Source organism: Reyranella sp. CPCC 100927 (assembly GCF_007859315.1).
Classification (GTDB): domain Bacteria; phylum Pseudomonadota; class Alphaproteobacteria; order Reyranellales; family Reyranellaceae; genus Vineibacter.
Genome location: NZ_VOHA01000006.1, coordinates 101,303 through 123,477 on the forward strand (window position 1 = coordinate 101,303; position 22,175 = coordinate 123,477).

Consider the following 22,175-nt stretch of genomic DNA (forward strand, 5'->3'; position numbering starts at 1 on the left):
TTGGACGCGCACGAAGCGCTCGTCAGGTCTTTCCGGCCAGAACCCGCATGTCTTCACCGCCCAGGCGGTAGAACACCTTGTTGGCGCGCGGGATGCCGAGTTTGTCATAGAGCGCCTGGGCGCCGTGATTGGTGCTGTCCGTGGTCCAGTCGACGCGCTCATAGCCGCCCGCGATGGCCTCGCGGGCGATGCCGCGCATCAGCACGCGTCCCACCCCCAGGAAGCGCGCATCGTCGGCGACGTAGATGTCCTTGAGGAACAGCATCCACTGGTAGGCCCCGCCGTAGAAAATCGGATTGAGGTTGGCGAAGCCCAGCAGCTTGTCGTCGCGCTCGGCAACCAGCGCGAAGGCCGCGCGGCCTTGCGATGCCACGATCTCGCGCGCCGCGCGCTCGGCGCCGCCAGGCGGATCCGCCGAACCGTAGTGCTGCTGCATCTTCGAGTACAGGGCCGCAAGCTGGCCTTCATCGCCGATTCCGGCGCGACGAACGATCATGCCAATGCACTCTTTTCCGGTAGCGGTTCAGGCGACATCGCCCGTCGATCGTAAGGCGGCGAACGGTTCGGCGGCAAGCGACGATGCCTGGCGATCCGGAAACCGCTGGTGCGCAGCGGCGAGCAGGATCAGATTTCCTGCCCCTGGGCAACGCACAGGAGGCAGTCCATGCGCCCGGTCACGTGCTCCGTCGTTCTCCTCGTCGCCATGTTGGCGGGACCGTCCAGCGGCATCGCGCAGAGCGGCGCGCCCGATGCCAAGCTGATCGAGGATCTGGTCGCCGCCAACCGTATCCTGTTCGACCAGGGTGTGGTCGACGGCTTCGGCCACATCAGCGTGCGCCACGACAAGGATCCCAACCGCTACCTGCTGGCGCGCAACGTGGCTCCGGCCCTGGTCAAGGCCGAGGACATCATGGAGTTCGATCTCGACAGCAACGCGATCGATCTGCGCGACCGACGCATCTATCTCGAGCGCTTCATTCACGGCGAAATCTATAAGCTGCGACCCGATGTGAAGGCCGTGATCCACAGCCACTCGCCATCGGTGATCCCCTTCGGTGCTGCACGCGCCAAGCTGCAGCCGATCTATCACATGAGTGCGTTTCTCGGCACCGACGTGCCGGTGTTCGAGATCCGCGACGTGGCCGGCAGTGCCACCGATCTGCTGGTGCGTGACAAGGCGTTGGGCCAGGCGTTGGCCAAGACACTGGGCCATCACCCGGTGGCCCTGATGCGCGGCCACGGCTCGGTAACCGTGGGCAATTCGATTCCTCAGGTCGTCTTTCGTGCCGTCTATGCCGAGATGAACGCCAAGCTGCAGGCCGACGCCATGCGGCTGGGCAGCGTGACCTTCCTGACGCCGGAGGAAGCAGCCAAGGCAGCCGAAACCATCGACGGCCAGGTCATGCGGCCGTGGGAGTTATGGAAGCGCAAGGCGATGAAGGCGGAGTAGGCCGGCCTTCCATCAGCACCGACAGATGCGCGCCCTGCGGTTCGAAGCCGTGGGTGAAATCGCGACGCGCCATGGAATGCGACGGCACGTGCAGGCGTTTGTGAAGACATCGCGTCATGGACCATCGGCAGGAGCGATGACCATCGCTCTCCTTTTTCCACCTGGTCGCGATCACAAACTCCAGAGGGCACGTCGCTATGAACTTGTTCGTCGATAACGACACGGACGATATGACAGCTGTCGGTGCGCAAGTGCGGCGCCCGATCGATTCCGGTTCGGGTCGCACCGAGCCGCGCCATGATTCGCCGGTTGCCGCGCGCAGTGTCGATCATCTCGCGGAGAGCGACGCATTTTCGATCCAGGCGATCAACGCCACGTTCACCCAGGGCGTGCTCTCGGTGTTCGGCGATGCCGGCGCCAACGCGGTGACGATCAGCCGTAACGCCGCGGGCACGATTCTCATCAACGGCGGTTCGGTCCCCATCCTGGGTGGCACCGCCACGGTGGCCAACACGAACCTGATCCAGGTCTTCGGGCAGGGCGGCAATGACACGATCGTGCTCGACGAGAGCAATGGTGCGCTGCCGCGCGCGAACCTGTTCGGAGGCACCGGCAATGATGTGCTGACCGGCGGTTCGGGTGCCGATCAACTGTTCGGGCAGGCTGACAACGACGTCCTCAACGGCAGGGGCGGCAGCGACCTGCTGTTCGGCGGCGCCGGCAACGACACGCTGACCGGCGGCGACGGCGACGACCGGGTGTTCGGCGAAGCTGGTGACGACCGGATGATCTGGAATCCGGGCGATGATACCGACCTGTTCGAGGGTGGCGCCGGCAATGACACGGCCGAGGTCAATGGTGGCAACGGTGCCGAGACGTTCACCATCACCGCCAACGGCACGCGGGTCCGCTTTGATCGCCTCAATCCGGCACCGTTCGCGCTCGATCTCGGCACCACGGAAAATCTCGTCATCAATGCCAATGGCGGCGATGACTTCGTGTCGGCGACCGGCAACCTGGCATCCCTGATCAGCATCACGATCGATGGTGGAGCGGGCAACGATACGATCCTGGGCAGCAATGGCGCCGACATGCTGGTGGGCGGCGCGGACAACGATTTCATCGACGGCCAGCAGGGCAACGACACCGCATTCCTGGGCATCGGTGACGACGTGTTCCAGTGGGATCCGGGCGACGGTAACGACCTCATCGAGGGCCAGGCCGGCACCGATACGATGCTGTTCAATGGCAGCGCCGCCAACGAGATCATGACGGCCTCGGCCAACGGCGGGCGCGTCCTGTTCACCCGCAACGTCGCCAACATCGTGATGGACCTCAACGACGTGGAGGTCATCGACGTCAACGCGTTGGGCGGCACCGACAGCATCGCCGTCAACGACCTCAGTGGTACCGACGTCACGAAGATGAACATCAACCTGTCCGGCGTCCTGGGGGGTACCACGGGCGACGCATCGGCCGACACCGTGACGGTCAACGCAACCAACGGCAACGACAGCATCACCGTCACGGGCAGCGGAACGTCGGTGGCCGTCGCCGGTCTCAGCGCGTTGGTGAGCGTGACCAATGCCGAGGGTGCGAACGACACGCTGGTGATCAATGCGCTCGGTGGTAACGACAGCATCGTCGCTACGACGCTGCCGGCCGGCGTCATCAAGCTGACGATCGACGCCGGCGCCGGCAATGACACCGTGTTCGGCAGCCAGGGCGCCGACGTGATTTTCGGCGGTGACGGCAACGACTTCGTTTTCGGTGACAATGGCAACGACGTTGCGTTCCTCGGCGCCGGCGACGACGTGTTCCAGTGGGACCCGGGCGACGGCAACGATACGATCGAAGGCCAGGATGGCATCGACGCGATGCTTTTCAACGGCGCGAACGTCAGCGAGAACGTCGACGTCGTGGCCAATGGCGGGCGCGTCCTCTTCGTCCGCAACGTCGCCAACGTGACGATGGATCTCAATGACGTCGAGCGTATCGAATTCAATGCGCTGGGCGGTGTGGACAACATCGTTGTCGGCGATCTCAGCGGCACGGACACGACGAGCATCGCCATCGACCTCGCCGGTGCGTCTGGCGGCGGTGACGGCCAGGCCGACACGGTGAGCGTCAGTGGCACACAAGGCAACGACCTGATCGCCATCGCGGCAAGCGGCAGCACGGTGACCGTGACGGGCTTGCCCGCCCAGGTGACGATCGAGAACGCCGAGGCGGCCAATGACAGGCTCGTCGTCAACGGTCTCGGCGGAAACGATATTTTCGATGCCACCAAGCTCGGTGCAGGCGTGATCGGCCTCACCATGAACGGCGGCCTGGGAGCCGACGTCTTCTTCGGCAGCGAGGGCAACGACCTGGTGAACGGCGGTGACGGCAACGATGTGGCTTTCCTCGGTGCCGGCGACGATCGCTTCTTCTGGGCGCCGGGCGACGACAACGACCTCGTCGAGGGGCAGGCGGGCACGGATACGCTCGACTTCCGCGGAGCCAATGTCGCCGAGGCCATCGACATTTCCGCCAACGGCGGACGGGCGCTGTTCTTCCGCAACGTCGCCAATGTCACGATGGATCTCAACGACGTCGAACACATCGAGTTCGATGCCTTGGGCGGCACGGACAGCGTCACCGTCAACGACCTCAGCGGCACCGATGTCACGCAGGTCGATGTCGACCTGGCGGGCGGCCTCGGCGGTAGCGATCTCGAGGCGGACACGGTCACCGCCAACGCCACCGGCGGCGATGACGCGATCTCGGTGGTTAGCGATGCCAACGGGGTGCATGTCGGCGGACTCTCCGCACAGATCAATATCGCCAACGTCGACGCAACGCTCGACAGGCTGGTGATCAACGGCTTCGCCGGCAACGACATCATCGATGCCTCGGCGATGCCGGCGGCGATGCTGCTGACCTTGAGCGGCGGTGACGGCGATGACGTCCTCATCGGGGGCGCCGGCAACAATGTCCTGGTCGGCGGTGCCGGTGACGACATCCTGATCGGCGGCGCCGGCGACGATATGCTTGACGGCGGTGCCGGCGATGACGTCCTGATCGGCGGCGGCGGCAACGACACCTTCACGGGCGGCGAGATCGTCATCGAGGGCTTCCAAGCCGGTGCCGGCGCGGGTGACAGGGTTGATTTGACCCGGGTTGCGGGTGTCACCGACTTCAACTCGGTCTTGGCGCATGCCCAGGACGTCAACGGCGATGTCGTGATCGACTTTGGTCATGGCGACACGATCACCCTGGCCAGCCTCAGGGTCGCGCAGCTGGCGGCTGACGACTTCGTCCTGGCGGCCTAGTACCGGGAATCACTCGTCACTGATACAGCCGTCATCCCGAGCGGAGCGAGGGATCTTCTGCAAGCGACGCACGGGTGCGTCTGCATCGAAAGATCCCTCGCTGCGCTCGGGATGACAGTCCCCAGTCATACTCGAGCGCTAGCGGGTACTAGGCAGCCGCGGCGTGCGATGCCGGGCGGCTCCAATCGCCGCTCGGCATCAGACCTGGTTTAGCGCCCGCGCTGTGGCGCATTCCCATTGGAGCCTTTGCAGTGCCGCAGTCATCCGAGCAGGTTACGGGACGGGTCCGGCGGGCAACACGGGTCGTCCTGTTTTGGGTCTTCGTGGTCAGCGCCGGCATCAACCTGCTGATGCTGACCAGTCCGCTCTATATGTTGCAGGTTTACGACCGGGTCATCGCCGCGCGTCATGTCGATACGCTGGTCTACCTGACAGTGATGGCCGCCGGCGCCCTGGCGGTGCTGGCGCTGCTGGAGCATGTGCGCACGGTGGTCGGATTGCGGCTCGGTGCCTGGTACGAGCGCCAACTCGCCGGCACCCTGATCGAGGCCACCGTCGATGCGTCGGCGGCGGCGGGCGGTGGTCGTGGTGTGCCGGCGCTGCGCGATCTCGCCGCGGTGCGGGCGCTGTTCACCGGCGGCGGCATCTGGCCGCTGTTGGACGCGCCGTGGAGCATCCTGTTCTACGCGGTTGTCTTCCTGATCCACCCCTGGTTGGGCTGGTGCGGTATCGCCGGCGGCGCGCTGCTGATCATGATCGCCGCCATCAACGAATGGGCGACCCGGGTCCCGATGAGGGACGCCGGCCAGCAGACGATTCGGGCCGTGGCCGAGGCTGACGCCGTCGTGCGCAACACCGATGCGCTGTTGGCGATGGGTATGCTGCCGGGCTTCCTGCGCCGCTGGCAGCGCCTGAGCGACGCTGCGCTGGTCCCGCATGCCCTGGCCGGCAGTCGCACGGCCGTGCTGTCGGCACTGGCGAAGTTCGTGCGCTTCAGCCTGCAGGTCGCGACACTGGCACTGGGCGCCTATCTCACCATTCACGCGGAAATGACCGGCGGCGCCATGGTGGCGGCATCGATCATCATCGCACGCGCTGTGGCGCCGCCGGAGCAAGCCATCGGTGCGTGGCGCTCGATTGTCGCGGCCCAGACGGCGTGGCAGCGCCTGACAACGCTCCTGCACAACGCCCGTGGCAAGTCCGACCTCATGCGCCTGCCGCGGCCGTCCGGCGTGCTGGCCGTGAAACGCGCCGTCTACACCGCCGGCAACGCCCCGGAGCCGATCATCCGCCAGGTTTCGTTCGCGCTGGCTGGCGGAGAGAGCCTGGCCATCATCGGTCCGTCCGGAGCCGGCAAGACCACCTTGTTGCGGCTGCTGGTCGGCAGCCTGGCGCCGCAGACCGGCGCCGTGCGCCTGGATGCAGCCGCGATCGACAGCTGGGTCCCGGCCGACAAAGCCGATTATGTCGGCTACCTCCCACAGGATGTCGAGCTGTTCAACGCCACGGCGCGTGACAACATCGCCCGCTTCAGCGAAGCGTCCGACGAGGACGTGATCGCGGCGGCGACGCTGGCCGGCGCGCACGAGATCATCCTGAAGCTGCCCCAGGGCTACGCTACGATGCTGGGTCCGGGTGGCGTGACACTGTCCGGCGGGCAGCGGCAACGCATCGGCCTGGCGCGCGCCCTGTTCGGTGATCCGCGTCTGGTCGTGCTCGACGAACCCAATGCCAACCTTGACCCCGACGGCGAGCGGGCGCTGCTCGACGCGCTGCGCGCGCTCAAACAGCGCAAGGTGACGGTCGTGCTGGTGACGCATCGGCTGGCGATCACAGCCGATATCGACAAGGTGTTGAAGCTGCGTGATGGCCAGGTGGAAGCCTTCGGTCCCCGCGCCGAGCTGCTGGCGCCCGTGGCCACCACCACGGTGGCGGCCATCGCCGCAGTGCGCAGCCGACCCGCCAATGTACCGGCGGCGGCAGGGAGTGACTGATGTCAGGTGCCGAAACCCATATCGAGGTCCAGGGTGTCGCGCCGGCGATCGGCGTGCGCCGACCGCTGCTTTTCGCCATGGCCTTGTTCATCGCGTTCGCCGGCGGGTTCGGCGCGTGGTCGTCGCTGGCGCCGTTGGAAAGTGCCGCGATCGCACCGGGCGTCGTGGTCGTCGACACCAATCGCAAGGCTGTCCAGCACCTTGAAGGTGGTGTCGTCTCACAACTGCTGGCGCGCGAAGGTGAGACAGTCAGCACCGGCCAGCTGCTGGTACTGCTCGATCAGACCCAGGCGCGATCCACGGTCGACCGGCTGCGCGCACAGCTGCTGGCATCCCTGGCGCTGCAGGCGCGGCTCAGGACAGAGCGGGATCAGGTGGCGGACATCGTTTTTCCGCCCGAGCTGATAGCGACGAGCGGCGACTCCACGGTCGCTGATCTGATCAGGGCCGAGCGTCACGTCTTTGAGACCCGCCGCGGGCAGATCGAAGGCCAGATCCGCATCCTGCGCCAGCGCAACGCGCAGGTGGACGAGGAGATCCGCGGTCTTGTCGACGAGATCAGGGCCGAGGATGTGCAGCTCAAGCTGATCCGTGAAGAGATGGCCGATGTCGAGGCATTGGTCACGAGGGGACTGGAGCGCAAGCCGCGGCTGCTGGCGTTGCAGCGCCAGGCGGCCAGCATCGAGGGCCTGCGGGCCCAGAACGTGGCGCGCATCGCGCGTAACCGACAGGCCATCGGCGAAAACGACATGCGGGTGCTCGATCTGCAAGCCCAGTATCTGTCGGAGTCCGTCCAAAAGCTGCGTGACGAGGAGGCGCGGATCGTCGAGACGCGCGAAAAGCTTCGCGCCGCCGAAGATGTCCTGCAGCGCACCGAGATCCGGGCACCGGTTGCCGGTCGCGTTCAAAGCCTCAAGGTGTTCACCGTCGGCGGCGTCGTGCCGCCACGTGAGACGATCATGGAGATCGTGCCGGCCGACGAAAGACTGATCGTCGAGGCGCGGATGTCGACGGCGGACATCGACAAGATGCAGGCCGGGTTGCCGGTGCAGCTGCGCTTCACGGCCTTCAACCAGCGCAGCACGCCGTCGCTCGACGGAAAGGTGCTCAGCGTCTCGGCCGACCGCATGAACGAGCCGCAGTCCGGCGTGGCCTTCTACCTGCTGCGCATCACCGTCGAGCAGGGTGCATCATCGCCGGGCGGTCTGAACCTCTATCCCGGCATGCCGGTGGAAGTCACCGTGAAGACGGGATCGCAGACCGTGCTGGCCTACCTGACGAAGCCGTTGCGCGACTCCATGCACCGTGCGCTGCGCGAACACTGAAGCAGAAGGGGCGGGATCTTGCGATCCCGCCCCTTCGCATTTAGCACCGATGCCGTGTCTTACTGCACGATCTCGAACAGGCCGGCGGCACCCATGCCGCCACCGATGCACATGGTGACGACGACGTTCTTGGCCTTCCGCCGGCGGCCCTCGATCAGGGCGTGGCCGACGCAACGGGCGCCCGTCATGCCAAAGGGATGGCCGATCGAGATCGAGCCGCCGTTGACGTTGAGCTTGTCATTGGGGATCCCGAGCTTGTCACGGCAGTAGAGGACCTGCACCGCGAACGCCTCGTTGAGCTCCCACAGATCGATGTCGTCCATCTTGAGCCCGAACCGCTTCAGCAGCGGCGGTACGGCGTAGACCGGGCCGATGCCCATCTCGTCCGGCTCGCAGCCGGCGACGACCAGGCCCTTGTAGATGCCCAGCGGCTTCAGGCCACGCTTGGCGGCTTCGGCGTCGCTCATGACCACGGCAGCCGAGGCGCCGTCGGACAACTGGCTGGCATTGCCGGCGGTGATCCACTTGTCCGGTCCCATCACCGGCTGCAGCTTGCTGAGGCCTTCCAGGTTGGTGTCGGGCCGGTTGCCCTCGTCCTTGGCCAGCTTCACCGTCTTCTTCGAGGTTTCACCGGTGTTCTTGTCGGTGACGACCATGACCGATTCCATCGGTACGATCTCGTCATCGAACTTGCCGGCCTGCTGGGCGGCGGCGGTGCGCATCTGGCTCTGCAGCCCGTACTCGTCCTGCGCTTCGCGGCTGATCTTGTAGCGGCCGGCCACGGTGTCGGCGGTCTGGATCATCGAGTGATAGATGCCCGGCCGCTTCTCCATCACCCAGTCGTTGACCAGGCGGTGGCGGTTGCTCTGGCCCTGCGTCAACGAAATCGACTCCAGCCCGCCGGCGAGCATCACCGGTACCTTGTCGACCAGCACGCGCTGGGCGGCCATCGAGATGGTCTGCAAGCCCGATGAGCAGAACCGGTTGACGGTGACGCCCGAGACGCTGACCGGTGCGCCGGCCCGCATCGCCGCAACGCGGGCCACGTTCATGCCCGTGGTGCCTTCCGGTGCGCCACAGCCCAGGATCACGTCCTCAATCTCACCCAGCTCGACCTTGGCGCGCTCAGCGGCATGCTTGATGACGTGGGCGCCAAGATCGGCACCGTGGGTGTCATTGAAAGCGCCGCGAAAGGCCCTGCCGATCGGCGTGCGTGCGGTCGATACGATAACGGCGTCCATATGATTCCTCCTGATGGCGATGGCGGACTGTAGCCTATTTGGCGGGAAGGGCTAGAGACTCGAAAACTTGCGGTTTTCCTGCACCAGCTTCTTCAGCAGCGGCGCCGGCTCCCAGAACGGGTCGCCCGACATGTCGCGATACTTCAGCAGCGCATCGTGCACCGCCTTCAGGCCGACGACGTTGTCGGCCCACCACATCGGGCCACCGCGATAGACCGGCCAGCCGTAGCCGTTGACCCAGATCACGTCGATGTCGAGCGCGCGCTGGGCCATGCCTTCCTCGAGGATCTTGGCGCCCTCGTTGACCATCGGATAGAGGCAGCGCTCCAGGATCTCCTGGTCGGAAATCGTACGCCGCGTGACGCCAAGCTTCTTCGAGGTCTCCTCGATGATCTTCTCGACCTCGGGATCGGGAATCGGCGTGCGGTCGGGCAGGTTGTAGCGGTAGTAGCCGGCGCCGGTCTTTTGGCCGAAACGGCCCAGCTCGCAGATCGCATCGGCAACATAGCCGGTATAGCGGATGTTGCGCTGCTCCTTCTCCTTCTTGCCCTGGCGGATGCGCCAGCCGACATCGTTGCCCGCCAGGTCGCTCATCTGGAACGGCCCCATCGGAAAGCCGAGGTCGAAGATCACCTTGTCGATCTGCTGGGGCAGCGCGCCTTCCTCCAGCATGAAGGCCGCCTGAATGCCGCGCTGGCGCAGCATGCGGTTGCCGACGAAGCCCTCGCAGACGCCGACCAGGGTCGGGATCTTGCCGATCTTCTTGCTGAGCGACATCACCGTGGCGATGACGTCCTTGGACGTCGCCTTGCCACGTACGTTCTCCAGCAGCTTCATCACGTTGGCCGGCGAGAAGAAATGCATGCCGATCACATCGCCGGGCCGCTGGGTGTAGTTGGCGATCTGATTGACGTCGAGGCCCGAGGTGTTCGTCGCGAGGATGGCGCCGGGCTTGGCGACCGCGTCGAGCTTCTTGAACACCGCCTCCTTGACTTCCATCGTCTCGAACACCGCCTCGATGATGACGTCGGCGGCCTTGAGGTCCTCATAGGCGAGCGTCGGCGTGATCAGCGCCATGCGCTGCTCGACCTGATCCGCGGTCAGCCCGCCGCGCTTGGCGGTGTTCTCGTAGTTGGTGCGGATCACCTTCATGCCGCGATCCAGCGCCTCCTGGCTGGTCTCCAGCACGGTGACGGGAATGCCGGCGTTGGCGAAGTTCATGGCGATGCCACCGCCCATGGTGCCGCAGCCGATGATGCCGCCGCTCTTGATCTCGCGCTGCGGCGTGTCGGCCGGCACGTCGAGCACCTTGGCCGCCTCGCGCTCGGCGAAGAAATAGTAGCGTTGCGCCGCCGACTCGCTCGACGTCAGCAGTTCGCTGAACAGCTCGCGCTCACGCTTCATGCCCTCGTCGAACGGCAGGTCGACGGCGGCCTGCACGGTCTTGATGATGTTCCACGGCGCCTTGAAGCCGCGCGCCTTGCGGGCGATCGACTTGGCGAAATCCTCGATGGCGGTCGGCGTGCCGAGTTTCACCGGCAGGTCGCGGATGCGGCGCAGCGGGGCGCCTTGGGCCACCAGCTCGCGCGCATAGGCGACGGCGCCGGCCAGCAGGTCGCCGTCGGCGATCTTGTCGACGATGTTCTTGCTGAGCGCTTCCTTGGCCGGAATATGCCGGCCCGATATCATCGCCTCGAGCGCGAACTCGGCACCGGCCAGACGCGGCAGGCGCTGCGTGCCGCCGGCACCCGGCAGCAGGCCCAGATGCACCTCCGGCAGGCCGACGCGTGCCTGCGGCACGGCGATGCGGTAGTGGGCGCCGAACGCCGTTTCCAGGCCGCCGCCCAAGGCGGTGCCGTGCAAGGCCGCGACAACCGGCTTGGGGCAATCTTCCATTGCCTTGATGACGTCCAGCAGCGATGCGCCGGATGGCGGCTTGCCGAACTCGCGGATGTCGGCGCCGGCGATGAAGGTGCGGCCGCCGCCGATCACCACGATGGCCTTGATGGCCGGATCGGCCGCGAACGCCGCGATGCCTTCACCCAGGCCGGTGCGCACGGCGGCGCTGAGCGCGTTCACCGGCGGGTTGTTGACCGTCAGGATACCGATCTCGCCGTCAGTCGACCGCAGAATGGCCGCGTCGCTCATCGCATTCCCTCGCATGGTTTCGCGCCGCGAAAGCGCTTATGTGCATATGCTCGCGGCTTAGCACGAGTCTGCAGGGGGCGCGATAGGGAGAGTATCAAAACCCTCTCCCGCGCGCGGGAGAGGGAGGGGCCCGTCGCGCGCACCGCGATGGGGGGGTGAGGGCAAGCGATGTCGAGTCTTCGGCCCCTCACCCGCCGCGCGCTTACGCGCGCGTCGACCTCTCCCGCTGGCGGGAGAGGTGAAGAGACTCAGGCGTCGAGTACGCGCTTGGGATGCATGGAGTCGACCATGCCCATGAAGGGCGGATAGATCGAATAGCCGATCAGGCTTTGCAGGGTGGGCCGCAGGATCCGTACCGTCTCGCGTGGCACTTCGAGGAAAAAGTTCTCCTGCTGTCGCAGCCATGGCGCGCAGTATTGCGCCGTGAAGGCGAGGCGGTTGCTGTTCGTGTGGTTGCCGCCGCCGCCATGCCAGAGCGTGCCGACGAAGAACACGGCGGATCCTGCCGGCATGACGCAGGGAATTGTCTGCGCCGGTGTTGGCACCGGGCTCTGCCCCCAGTCGTGGCTGCGCGGCACGATCGCCGTGGCGCCGTTGTCTTCGGTGAAGGCATCGATGGCCCAGATCGTGGCGGCGCCCAGGGCCGGACGCGGGCGCGGCACCTTGTAGAAGCCGTCGTCATAATGCAGCGCCTGCGCGGCTTCTCCAGGGCGGATGTTGATCAGCTGGGCCTGGCTCAACAGGTAGTTGGGTTCGAACAGCTGATCGAGCAGGGCCAGCACGCGTGGGTGGTCGATCAGATCGTCCAACAGCCGCGTCTTGGTCAGCACGTTATAGACACGTTGCGTGTTGAAGCCCTCGAAGGCATTGCGTCCGGCACCTTTCAGCAGACGCGCGGTCTCCTCTCGGATGGCGTCACAGTGCGCCGGCGTGATCAGGCGCTCCAGGACAACGAAGCCGTCGCGGCGCACGGCCTCGATGTCAGCCGCGGTTTCCGGTAGTGGCGGTCTTTGCGCGATCTCGAATCCGTAGCGTTGCGGATGGGGTTGCATGGCGTTCCTCCTCGGTCCGCGGTCGGGCCTCAAGGTGCGTGGCCGACTCCACGAAGTTCCAGATCTCGCGCGTGAGCATGGCGGCGTCCGGACGGGGCTTGCGGGCCAGCGCCGTCATCACGCCGGCACGCACGCCGCCCAGCACCATCGCCACCAGAAGGCTCGGATCGTGGCGGCTGGGGATGGCACCCCTTTCCTGGCCCTGCGCGATGTTGCGCGCACCGCGCCGGACCTGCCGTTCGAAGTGCGCCTTCTCGACCGCCGCAACCTCCGGCTCGGCGGACAAGCGGCCCAGCATCAGCGGCGCCAGTGGCTCGCGATAATGGAACGACACCGCCAGGCGCACGCGCTCGTGCTCGCGGATCGCCCAATCGGCGACATCGCCGATCGCGGCATTGCCGGCCGCCTCATCAAGGCGCGCGTAGAAGTCCTCGGCCACCGCAGCCAGCAGGCCGCCCTTGGAGCCGAAATGGTGATAGGCCAAGCCCACCGACACGTCAGCCCGGCGCGCCACCGCCAGCATTTCCAGCGATCCGTTGCCGGCGACCAATTCGGCCGCCGCGGCATCCAGGATGCGCTGAGCCGCATCGCCGGCGGTGCGGGGTTGGGTGTTTCTGGTTCTGGGCATGATATTGAATTGAATTCAATTCAAACCTTAGTGCGCAATCCGGGCGGGGTCAAGAGTGCCCGAGGGCTGATGCGCAATGCCGCGCATGCTTTGACGTCGGTTCTGGGATAAAAACGGCCGCGCCGACCGGCCGAGTGCCCGGTAACCCGGTAGAGTGAGATTGAGTCGATGCCGATCAAGATACCCGATGACCTGCCCGCCCGCGCCACGCTCGATGCGGAAGGGGTCATGGTCATGCGCGAGGCGGACGCAGTGCGCCAGGATATCCGGCCCATGCGCATCGGCCTACTCAATCTGATGCCCAACAAGATCAAGACCGAAACGCAGATCGCGCGGCTGCTGGGCGCGACGCCGCTGCAGGTGGAGCTGACGTTGGTCAAGATGACCAATCATGTCGCGCGCAACACGCCCAGCGAGCACATCATATCGTTCTATCGCGACTGGGAAGACGTGCGGTCCGAGAAGTTCGACGGCTTCATCGTCACTGGTGCTCCGGTGGAGACGATGCCGTTCGAGCAGGTGACCTACTGGGACGAACTGCGCCGCGTCTTCGACTGGACGCAGACCCATGTCCATGGCTGCTTCAACATCTGCTGGGGCGCGCAGGCGGCGATCAACCACTTCCACGGCATTCCCAAGCATCAGCTGGCAGAGAAGGCGTTCGGCGTCTTCCGCCACCGCAACCTGGCGCCGACGTCGCCTTACCTGCGCGGCTTCTCCGACGACTTCTCTATCCCGGTGTCGCGCTGGACCGAGGTTCGCCGCGAGGACATCCCGGCCGGCACCGGGATGACCGTGCTGATGGAGTCGGACGAGGCGGGCCTCTGCCTGCTGGACGACCCTGCGCACGGGTCGCTGCACATGTTCAATCACATCGAGTACGACTCCAACTCGCTCAGCGAGGAGTACTTCCGCGACGTCGGTGCGAACAAGGCGATCGCCACGCCGCGCAACTACTTTCCCAAGGACGATCCCGGCCGCCAACCCGAGAACCGCTGGCGCAGCCAGGCCCATCTGCTGTTCGGCAACTGGATCAATCAACTCTATCAGACGACACCGTTCGACGTAGCGGCGATCGGCAAACGATAGGGACGGCCTACGCGCTCAGGCGCGCCGCGGCTCGCGTGAGCGCGGTGGCCAGCATCTGGTCGCGGCCGTTGGACTGAAAGCGCTCCCTGACCTGAGTGACGGTCTGCGGCTGCGCCTCGGCCGGCGTGCCGGACTGGAACGGCGGCTGCGGTGAATACTGCATGCCCAACTGTACCGCGCGCGCGTGAGGCTCGCCGAGAATCTCCGCCGCCAGCGCCAGGCCGAAGTCGATCCCGGCCGTGACACCGCCGCCGGTCGCGCGATTGCGGTCGATCACATAGCGCTCCGCCGATGGCGTGGCACCGAACAGCGCCAGTTCGTCGAGCAGATACCAGTGCGTTGCCGCCCGGTATCCCTTGAGCAGGCCGGCGGCGCCCAGCAGATGAGCACCGGTGCAGACGCTCGTCACCCAGGCCGCACGCTCGCCACGTGACGCCAGGAAGTCGATGGTCTCGTTATCCGTGATCAATGCAAACGTGCCGTCCAGGCCGCCGGGCGCAAACAGGATATCGGGGTCGGGCCACGCGTCGGCAAAGGTGGTGGTGGCCACGACCGACAGTCCGGCATCGGTAGGAACGGGCCCCGGCGTCTTCCAGACGAACTGCAGTTCACCATCGGGCCAGCGCGCCCATGTCTGCAGCGGCCCGACAAGGTCGAGCAGTGTCATGCCGGGATAGACGAGCATCTGGATTTTCATCGTAGTCCCTCCGCGGTGGTCATCGACACTGGCAGCATGGACGGTGGCGGTGTTGGCGGGTATGACAAAGATATGGGTAAAACTGCCAACCCCAGACGTGTTGCCATCCTGCTCTACGGCAACATGCAGCTGCTGGATGCCGCGGGACCTGCCGACGTGTTCGGGCAAGCCAACCGTCGTGCCGGCGGCGGCGCCTACGACGTGATGTTCGTGGGACCGCGGCGGACAGTGCCCACGATCGCCGGTTTGACGCTGGCCGCCATGCCGCTGCCCGGCGCACGGCGTCCCGTGCACACGCTGATCGTGCCCGGCGGTCGGCGCCGCGGCCTGCGCGCGGTGCTCGACGACAAGCGGCTGATGCGCTGGATGGAACGATCGGTCGATACCGCGCAACGCGTCGTATCGATCTGCACCGGCGCTTTCATCCTCGCCGCGATGGGCGCGCTGAACGGCAGGCGGGCCACCACGCATTGGGGCTGGCTCGACGTCCTCGCGACACGCTTTCCCGACATCCGGGTCGAACGCGAAGCGCTCTTCGTCGAGGACGGTCGCATCTGGACCTCAGCCGGTGTCGCCTCCGGCGTGGATCTGGCGTTGGCGCTGGTAGCACGCGACCTCGGTCACGACGTGGCGCTGCAGGTAGCGCGGGATCTCGTGCTGCATCTCGTACGGCCCGGGGGGCAGTCGCAGTTCGCCGAACCGCTGGCCCTGCAGTCACGCGGACCGGACCTGGGGCGGCTCATCGCCTGGCTCACCCCGCGGCTGGATCACGCCGTCTCGGTCGCCCACATGGCATCCGCGATGGGCATGAGCGAGCGCAGCTTCCACCGGCGGTGCATGACCGCGTTCGGTCTGGCGCCCGGCAGGCTGCTGGCCGCGCTTCGGCTGGATCATGCCCGGGCACTGCTGTGCGATCGCACCGTCTCCGTCCAGGCCGTGGCGGCCCGATGCGGTTTCAACGATCCGGCGGCGTTCTCGACGGCCTTCGCGCGCCGTTTCGGAGCGTCTCCGACGTCGTTCCGGCGTGCCTTCGCCGGCGGCAACCCGGCGATCCCTATCGGATGATCTTGTGGACGACCCCGGCGTCGACCAGGTCGGTTGCCGGCGGAATCCAGAGGGACTCGGCTGGCGTACTCACGGCGCGTCGGGCGAAGGCAACGTCGACGCCGGCGGCGACGAGAAAACGCAGCATCGCCCGATTGGTCTTGTCCAACTCCGATTGCGCCAGGCCGGGAAAAGCGGAGCCGTGAAACCCGAGTTTGGCATCCTCGCGGAGCTGGCGTTCTTTGCCGCCGAGATAGGCGATGGTGCAGGCGGAAAAACAGAAATCATCGACCACCGTGTCAAGCCGACGGGCACGGATGGTGTCGTGGATCTCGACGGCTTCGCCGAGCCGGCCCCCCGGGCTTTGCAAATGGATCGTCGTGACGTTGGGGGCGGACTGCAGCAGGCGTTTGAATTCCTCGGCTGTTCCCAGCGAAAAGGTGCGGGCGAAAAACAGCTGCGTGCCGTCGTCGGACACGGCCATGGAACCGTCACGCAACGCGGCGTCGCCGTGCGCGATGTTCCAAAGTTCCGTGATCGACGGCACGGTCTTGGCGTAGGTCACGAAGCCGCTTGCGACCAGCATGACGACGCCGAGCCCGGCGCTGAGCCATCGGTTTGACGGGGTGTCCCAGTGCCTGTTGCGGGCGATGGCCAGCCAGACGAGGCCGGCCTGCATGACGCTGAACGCAAGCGCGGCAGCGACCAGCAGCGCGATGATGACGACTTCGATCGCCGACGTGTCGCGATGGTACGTGACACTGAGCCAGATGGCGCCCAATGCCACCAGCTGGGCCACCAGCACCCAGGTCGCCCGCGCGTAGGCCTGGTCCAGCAGGGGCGCGGTGCCGATCCGCCACAACCCCACATCCGCCCAGGCCGGGACATGGATGTGGGGCCGGTCGTCCATCTTGGCTTACGCGGTCGGCAGCGTGTAGTCCTTGAACGTGCGGCGCAGTTCGGTCTTGAGGACCTTGCCGGTGGCGCCGTGCGGGATGGCGTCGACGAAGGCCACGTCGTCGGGCAACCACCACTTGGCGACCCTGTCCTTCACGAAATCCAGGATGTCCTGCTTGCCGGCATTGGCGCCGGCCTTCAGCTGCACGATCAGCAGCGGCCGTTCGTCCCACTTGGGATGCTGGATGCCGATCACGGCAGCCTCGGCCACCGCCGGATGACCCATGGCGGCATTCTCCAGGTCGATCGTGCTGATCCACTCGCCGCCCGACTTGATCACGTCCTTGGAGCGGTCGGTGATCACCATCGAGCCGTCCGGCTCCAGCTTCGAGACGTCGCCGGTGTGGAACCAGCCGTCCTTGGTGAACCCGGCGGTGCCTTCGCCTTTCATATAGCCGTTCACGATCCACGGACCGCGCACCAGCAGGTTGCCGCTGGCCTTGCCATCCTTGGGCAGATCGTTGCCCGCGTCGTCGACGATCTTCATCTCGACGCCGAACACGGGACGGCCCTGCTTGGCCTGGATCTCGAAGCGCTGCTCGTCAGGCAGCGCGCGCTCGCCGCGGTTGAAGCGGGTGATCGTGCCGACCGGGCTCATCTCGGTCATGCCCCAGCCGTGCACCACGTCGGTGCCATGCTCCTTCCAGAAGCGGGAGATCATCGCATGCGGTACGGCCGAGCCGCCGATCAGCGTGCGCTTCATCTTCGACAGTTTCTTGCCGTTCTGCTCGCAGTAGTTCAGCAGGGCGAGCCACACGGTCGGCACGCCGGCACTGACGTCGACATCCTCCGAGTCGAGCAGCTCATACACGCTGGCACCGTCAAGGCGAAAGCCGGGGAACACCAGTTTGCAGCCGCTCATCGGCGCGCCGTACACCAGGCCCCAGGCGTTGGCGTGGAACATGGGCACGACCGGCAGGATCGTGTTGTCGGGGTTGAGCGCCAGCACCGGCCCGCTGGTCATCATGATGGAATGCAGCACGGTCGAGCGATGGCTGTAGAGCACGCCCTTCGGGTTGCCCGTCGTGCCCGACGTGTAGCAGAGCGACGACGCGGTGCGTTCATCGAAGGTCGGCCACGCCAGCGTGCCGGGCTTGTCCGCGATCAGCTCCTCGTAGCACAGCAGGTTGGCGATCTTGCTGTCCTTGGGCATATGGGCGCGATCGGTCATCACGATGACATGGCGCACGGTCTTGAGCTGGCCGATCACGGCCTCGACCACCGGTACCAGGTTCAGGTCGACGAAGATCACCTGGTCTTCGGCGTGGTTGGCGATGTAGGCCACATGCTCGGGCGACAACCGCGGATTGAGCGTATGCAGAACGGCGCCGATGCCCGACACGGCGTAGTAAAGCTCGAAGTGACGGTAGCCGTTCCAGGCCACGGTACCGACCCGGTCGCCCAGCTTGATGCCGAGGCTCTGCAGCGCCTCGGCCAGCTTCTTGGCGCGGTGATGGGCGTCGCGATACGTGTAGCGATGGACCGGCCCTTCAACGGCGCGCGATACGATCTCGACGTCGCCATAGTACTCGGCTGCGAAGTCGATGATCTGAGAAATCAGGAGTGGACGATCCTGCATCAGCCCCAGCATGGGTGGCTCCCTGTGGTTATTCCGTTGAACGTCATGGTTCGCTTGGCCATCACGCCGTCGGCAGCTTGTGGCCCTTGAAATCCTCGCGCAGCTTGGTCTTGAGAATCTTGCCGGTGGCGGTGTGCGGGATCGATGCGACGAAGGCGACATCGTCGGGCAGCCACCACTTGGCGACCTTGTCCTTGAGGAAGTCGATCAGCGTGTCCTTGTCGACATCAGCACCGGGCTTTTTCTGGATGATCAGCAGCGGCCGCTCGTCCCACTTGGGGTGGTGTATGCCGATCACCGCGGCTTCGGCGACCGCGGGGTGTGCCATGGCGGCGTTTTCGAGATCGATCGAACTGATCCACTCGCCACCTGACTTGATGACATCCTTGGAGCGGTCGGTGATCTGCATGTAGCCGTCGGCGTCGAGCGTGGCGACGTCGCCGGTGGGGAACCAGCCGCCGTCGCGCAACGGGCTGCCGCCCTCGCCGCGGAAATAGCCCGACGTAATCCACGGCCCGCGCACCAGCAGATCGCCGAACGCCTTGCCGTCGCGCGGCAATGCCGTGCCGTTGTCGTCGATAATCTTCATCTCGACACCGAACAGTATGCGCCCTTGCTTGGCGCGCACTGCGTCCTGTTCTTCCTTGGGCAGCGACGGGTGCTTGGTCTTGGGTGTGTTGACCGTGCCCAGGGGGCTCATCTCGGTCATGCCCCAGGCGTGCAGCACGTCCACGCCGTAGTCGCGCTTGAAGGTCTCGATCATCGCCGGCGGGCAGGCCGAGCCGCCGATCACCGATTTGCGCAAGGTCGACAGCTTGAGGTTCTTGGCCTGCAGATGCTGCAGCAGGAGCAGCCACACCGTCGGCACGCCGGCGGTGATGGTGATGCCCTCGCTCTCGAACAGCTCATACAGGCTGGCGCCGTCCAGCGCCGCACCGGGGAACACCAGCTTGGCGCCGGACAGGCAGCCGGAATAGGGCAGGCCCCAGGCATTGACGTGGAACATCGGCACCACCGGCAGGACCGTATCGCGGGCCGAGATGCCGATGCCGTCCGGCAGCGCACTGGCGTAGGCGTGCAGGAGGGTCGAGCGGTGATGGTAAAGCACGCCCTTGGGATTGCCCGTGGTGCCTGAGGTGTAGCAGAGCGAGGAGGCCGTGCGTTCGTCGAACTGGGGCCACTCGAACGTCCCGGGCTTGTCGGCGATCAGTTCCTCGTAGACCAGCAGGTTGGGAATGTTCAGGTCGGCCGGCAGATGGGCACGATCGGTCATCGCCACGATGTGGCGCACTGACTTCATCTGTGGTGCGAGAGTCTCGACCAGCGGCAGGATGTTGATGTCGGCGAAGAGGATCTGATCTTCGGCGTGATTGACGATATAGGCGATCTGCTCCGGAAACAGGCGCGGGTTGATGGTGTGGCACACGGCGCCCATGCCCGAGATGCCGTAATAGAGCTCGAAATGCCGGTAGCCGTTCCAGGCCAGGGTCCCGATCCGATCGCCCGGCTTGATGCCGAGCCCCGTCAGCGCCTCGGCCATCTGCTTGGCCCGCTTGTGCGCGTCCTTGTAGGTGTAGCGGTGGATCGGCCCTTCGACCGTCCGCGAGACGATTTCGGTGTCGCCGTGATAGTCGGCCGCGAAGTCGATGAGCTGCGAGATCAGAAGCGGGCGATCCTGCATCAAGCCCAGCATGCGGCGTTCTCCTCAGGTGACGTGTGGGTCATGTCAGTCGGCCGCAATTAAGCTGTGGCCGGCGGGCCGTCAATGGCCGGACCGGCCACAACCCGTTCACGCGTGCTAAAGACTGGCCTGTACCCTGTAGAGGCCGGCATAGGTGCCGCCGGCGGCAAGCAGGGTCTCGTGGCTGCCCTGCTCGACGATCCCCTGGTCGGTCAGGACCAGAATCCGGTCGGCATTACGGACCGTCGACAGTCGGTGGGCGATGACCAGGGTGGTGCGGCCCTGCGCCAGTTTCAGCAAGGCCAGCTGGACCGCCCGCTCGCTCTCGTTGTCCAGCGCACTGGTGGCCTCGTCGAAGATCAGGATCGCGGGGTCTTTCAGGAAAGCCCGGGCGATGGTCAGCCGCTGCTTCTGGCCGCCGGACAGCTTCACCCCACGTTGCCCAATATCGGTGTCATATCCTTTCGGCAGGGCCATGATGAAATCGTGGGCATGGGCAGCCTTGGCCGCCTCGATCAACGCTGTATCGCCGGCCTCCGGCCGCCCATAGCGCAGGTTCTCGGCAACGGTGCCCGAGAACAGGTAGACGTCCTGCTGGACGACGCCGATGTTCCGCCGCAACGACGACAGGGTGACATCGCGGATGTCGACGCCATCGACCAGAATGGCGCCCCGCGTTACCTCGTAGAAGCGGGGGATCAGGGAGCACAGCGTGCTTTTGCCGACCCCCGACGCGCCGACCAGGGCGACGAACTCCCCGGGCCGGATATCCAGCGACAGGTTGTTCAAGACGTGCGGGCCGTCCTCGTCGTAGCGGAAGGCGACGTCGCGGAAGGTGAGCGCCCCGCGGGGCTCCGACAGGACCTGGGCGCCGAGCCGGTCCGTGACGTCCGGCGCCACCTCGAGGATTTCCATCACCCGGACGAAGCCGGTGAAGCCCTGCTGCCAGAGGCGCACGAAGTTGGCCAGGCGCTGGACCGGGTCGACGAGCACCGCGACGCACAGCAGGAAGGTCAGCATGTCCGCCACGCTGAGTTCGGCGTGCAACACCCGCACGGCGCCGATCACGATGACGCCGACCGTGATGATCTGGGCGAAGGTGATGGTGCCCACCGAGAAGAAGGCCTCGCTTCTGTAACCCTCCTTGCGGCTTTCCAGGAACCTGACGTTCTCGGCGTCGAAACGCCGGTTCTCGAGATCCTCGTTGGCGAACGACTTCACGACGCGAATGCCGGCCAGCGAGTCTTCGACGCGCTCGTTGATGGTCCCGATCTGCTGTCGGCTGCGCGTCAGCGCCCGGTTCATCCGGCCGTTGAAGTGCAGGGCGTAAAGAACGGCAAACGGCATGACGCCAAGGATCAGCAGGGTGAGCGGCACGTCGAGGTGGGCCAGGATGATCATCACGCCGACGAACTTCAGGACGGCGATCGCGATATCCTCTGGCCCGTGATGATAGAGCTCGCCCAGGGCCAGCAGGTCGTTGGTGATGCGGCTCATGAGCTGACCGACCCGCTGGCGGTCATAGAAGCTGAACGACAGCTTCTGGCAGTGCTCGAACACCTCCTTGCGCAGGGCGCTTTCCATTTTCGCGCCCATGACGTGGCCCTGGTAGTCCACGAACAGGGTGCTCAGCACCTGGATCGCCAGCAGGGCGAGCATGATGGCGCCCATGCCGTAGATCTGGTTCAGCGCATCGGGCACGTCGTTGAGCGCGACGAGGCGCTTGGTGATGTGATTGGCGCACAGGGGCAGGAAAAGCGCCGTCAGCGACACGACGAGCGCGCAGGCCACGTCCGCCAGCAACAGCGGCATGTGAGGCCTGTAGTAGGAGAGGAACTTCTTCAGCCGATGGCGGAAGCGAACGGCTTCGGACGCCGGCGTGGCGTCTGCAGGGCTGTATGCTGAAGAGGTCCGGTCGCTAAGAGCGGCGTCTGGGCGCGCCTGATCCTTCTGGATTCGCGTAAGCATGGAACATC

Annotated in this window: 16 protein-coding genes; 6 read left to right on the plus strand and 10 right to left on the minus strand. The window is 65.7% G+C overall.

Annotated elements, in window-relative coordinates; all coding sequences use genetic code 11:
- Positions 1-22 precede the first annotated feature (22 nt).
- Positions 23-496 carry a GNAT family N-acetyltransferase gene (locus FQU96_RS18185; protein WP_146542741.1) on the minus strand — a complete coding sequence of 158 codons (474 nt, stop codon included), beginning with the start codon at positions 494-496 and terminating at the stop codon, positions 23-25.
- 168 nt (positions 497-664) lie between these two features.
- On the opposite strand from FQU96_RS18185, the gene FQU96_RS18190 reads away from it, so the two are divergent.
- From FQU96_RS18190 to FQU96_RS18205, 4 genes are all read left to right on the plus strand, one after another.
- Complete coding sequence (locus tag FQU96_RS18190; protein ID WP_146542742.1) at positions 665-1,450, plus strand: class II aldolase/adducin family protein; 786 nt, start codon at positions 665-667, stop codon at positions 1,448-1,450.
- A 230-nt stretch (positions 1,451-1,680) separates the two neighbouring features.
- The gene (locus FQU96_RS18195; RefSeq protein ID WP_146542743.1) at positions 1,681-4,764 is read left to right on the plus strand and encodes a calcium-binding protein; all 3,084 of its coding nucleotides are present in this window, start codon (positions 1,681-1,683) and stop codon (positions 4,762-4,764) included.
- Positions 4,765-5,015: 251 nt separating this feature from the next.
- Positions 5,016-6,758: a type I secretion system permease/ATPase gene (locus FQU96_RS18200; RefSeq protein WP_178130571.1), complete on the plus strand. Its 1,743-nt coding sequence runs from the start codon at positions 5,016-5,018 to the stop codon at positions 6,756-6,758.
- Positions 6,758-8,083: an HlyD family type I secretion periplasmic adaptor subunit gene (locus tag FQU96_RS18205; RefSeq protein ID WP_146542745.1), complete on the plus strand. Its 1,326-nt coding sequence runs from the start codon at positions 6,758-6,760 to the stop codon at positions 8,081-8,083. The genes FQU96_RS18200 and FQU96_RS18205 overlap by 1 nt, the downstream gene beginning before the upstream one ends.
- Positions 8,084-8,142: 59 nt before the next feature.
- Here the strand turns inward: FQU96_RS18205 and FQU96_RS18210 are convergent, their stop codons facing one another.
- From FQU96_RS18210 to FQU96_RS18225, 4 genes are all read right to left on the minus strand, one after another.
- The gene (locus FQU96_RS18210) at positions 8,143-9,324 is read right to left on the minus strand and encodes an acetyl-CoA C-acyltransferase (RefSeq protein WP_146542746.1); all 1,182 of its coding nucleotides are present in this window, start codon (positions 9,322-9,324) and stop codon (positions 8,143-8,145) included.
- Between the two features lie 51 nt (positions 9,325-9,375).
- Positions 9,376-11,472, minus strand: coding sequence for a 3-hydroxyacyl-CoA dehydrogenase NAD-binding domain-containing protein (locus tag FQU96_RS18215; protein ID WP_146542747.1), 2,097 nt, complete (start codon positions 11,470-11,472; stop codon positions 9,376-9,378).
- Positions 11,473-11,720: 248 nt separating this feature from the next.
- Complete coding sequence (locus FQU96_RS18220; RefSeq protein WP_146542748.1) at positions 11,721-12,524, minus strand: phytanoyl-CoA dioxygenase family protein; 804 nt, start codon at positions 12,522-12,524, stop codon at positions 11,721-11,723.
- Positions 12,454-13,152: a TetR/AcrR family transcriptional regulator gene (locus tag FQU96_RS18225; RefSeq protein WP_146542749.1), complete on the minus strand. Its 699-nt coding sequence runs from the start codon at positions 13,150-13,152 to the stop codon at positions 12,454-12,456. Before FQU96_RS18225 ends, FQU96_RS18220 begins: the two co-directional genes overlap by 71 nt.
- A gap of 168 nt (positions 13,153-13,320) precedes the next feature.
- Here FQU96_RS18225 and metA point away from each other — a divergent pair, with 168 nt between their 5' ends.
- Positions 13,321-14,241: a homoserine O-succinyltransferase gene (gene metA / locus FQU96_RS18230; protein ID WP_146542750.1), complete on the plus strand. Its 921-nt coding sequence runs from the start codon at positions 13,321-13,323 to the stop codon at positions 14,239-14,241.
- A gap of 7 nt (positions 14,242-14,248) precedes the next feature.
- On the opposite strand, the gene FQU96_RS18235 is transcribed toward metA, so the two are convergent.
- On the minus strand, positions 14,249-14,938 hold the full coding sequence (locus tag FQU96_RS18235) for a DJ-1/PfpI family protein (RefSeq protein ID WP_146542751.1): 690 nt from the start codon (positions 14,936-14,938) through the stop codon (positions 14,249-14,251).
- A 72-nt stretch (positions 14,939-15,010) separates the two neighbouring features.
- Here FQU96_RS18235 and FQU96_RS18240 point away from each other — a divergent pair, with 72 nt between their 5' ends.
- Entirely contained in the window at positions 15,011-16,003 is a 993-nt protein-coding gene (locus tag FQU96_RS18240) for a GlxA family transcriptional regulator (RefSeq protein WP_178130572.1), read from the plus strand.
- Here the strand turns inward: FQU96_RS18240 and FQU96_RS18245 are convergent.
- The 4 genes from FQU96_RS18245 to FQU96_RS18260 form a co-directional block, all read right to left on the minus strand.
- A complete protein-coding gene (locus tag FQU96_RS18245) occupies positions 15,993-16,892 on the minus strand; it encodes a hypothetical protein (protein WP_146542753.1) in 900 nt (299 codons plus the stop codon). The genes FQU96_RS18240 and FQU96_RS18245 overlap by 11 nt on opposite strands.
- Positions 16,893-16,898: 6 nt before the next feature.
- Positions 16,899-18,530, minus strand: a complete 1,632-nt coding sequence (locus FQU96_RS18250) for a 3-(methylthio)propionyl-CoA ligase (RefSeq protein ID WP_146542754.1) — start codon at positions 18,528-18,530, stop codon at positions 16,899-16,901.
- Positions 18,531-18,579: 49 nt separating this feature from the next.
- Positions 18,580-20,211: a 3-(methylthio)propionyl-CoA ligase gene (locus tag FQU96_RS18255; protein ID WP_146542755.1), complete on the minus strand. Its 1,632-nt coding sequence runs from the start codon at positions 20,209-20,211 to the stop codon at positions 18,580-18,582.
- 105 nt (positions 20,212-20,316) lie between these two features.
- A complete protein-coding gene (locus tag FQU96_RS18260; RefSeq protein WP_255468400.1) occupies positions 20,317-22,011 on the minus strand; it encodes an ABC transporter ATP-binding protein in 1,695 nt (564 codons plus the stop codon).
- Positions 22,012-22,175 lie beyond the last annotated feature (164 nt).

What these genes read in the sequence shown, in the direction of transcription:
- FQU96_RS18185 (WP_146542741.1), bottom strand. Translation starts at nt 496, where the DNA reads ATGATCGTTCGTCGCGCCGGAATCGGCGATGAAGGCCAGCTTGCGGCC.
- FQU96_RS18190 (WP_146542742.1), top strand. Translation starts at nt 665, where the DNA reads ATGCGCCCGGTCACGTGCTCCGTCGTTCTCCTCGTCGCCATGTTGGCG.
- FQU96_RS18195 (WP_146542743.1), top strand. Translation starts at nt 1,681, where the DNA reads ATGACAGCTGTCGGTGCGCAAGTGCGGCGCCCGATCGATTCCGGTTCG.
- FQU96_RS18205 (WP_146542745.1), top strand. Translation starts at nt 6,758, where the DNA reads ATGTCAGGTGCCGAAACCCATATCGAGGTCCAGGGTGTCGCGCCGGCG.
- FQU96_RS18210 (WP_146542746.1), bottom strand. Translation starts at nt 9,324, where the DNA reads ATGGACGCCGTTATCGTATCGACCGCACGCACGCCGATCGGCAGGGCC.
- FQU96_RS18215 (WP_146542747.1), bottom strand. Translation starts at nt 11,472, where the DNA reads ATGAGCGACGCGGCCATTCTGCGGTCGACTGACGGCGAGATCGGTATC.
- FQU96_RS18220 (WP_146542748.1), bottom strand. Translation starts at nt 12,524, where the DNA reads ATGCAACCCCATCCGCAACGCTACGGATTCGAGATCGCGCAAAGACCG.
- FQU96_RS18225 (WP_146542749.1), bottom strand. Translation starts at nt 13,152, where the DNA reads ATGCCCAGAACCAGAAACACCCAACCCCGCACCGCCGGCGATGCGGCT.
- metA (WP_146542750.1), top strand. Translation starts at nt 13,321, where the DNA reads ATGCCGATCAAGATACCCGATGACCTGCCCGCCCGCGCCACGCTCGAT.
- FQU96_RS18235 (WP_146542751.1), bottom strand. Translation starts at nt 14,938, where the DNA reads ATGAAAATCCAGATGCTCGTCTATCCCGGCATGACACTGCTCGACCTT.
- FQU96_RS18240 (WP_178130572.1), top strand. Translation starts at nt 15,011, where the DNA reads ATGGGTAAAACTGCCAACCCCAGACGTGTTGCCATCCTGCTCTACGGC.
- FQU96_RS18245 (WP_146542753.1), bottom strand. Translation starts at nt 16,892, where the DNA reads ATGGACGACCGGCCCCACATCCATGTCCCGGCCTGGGCGGATGTGGGG.
- FQU96_RS18250 (WP_146542754.1), bottom strand. Translation starts at nt 18,530, where the DNA reads ATGCTGGGGCTGATGCAGGATCGTCCACTCCTGATTTCTCAGATCATC.
- FQU96_RS18255 (WP_146542755.1), bottom strand. Translation starts at nt 20,211, where the DNA reads ATGCTGGGCTTGATGCAGGATCGCCCGCTTCTGATCTCGCAGCTCATC.
- FQU96_RS18260 (WP_255468400.1), bottom strand. Translation starts at nt 22,011, where the DNA reads ATGCCGCTGTTGCTGGCGGACGTGGCCTGCGCGCTCGTCGTGTCGCTG.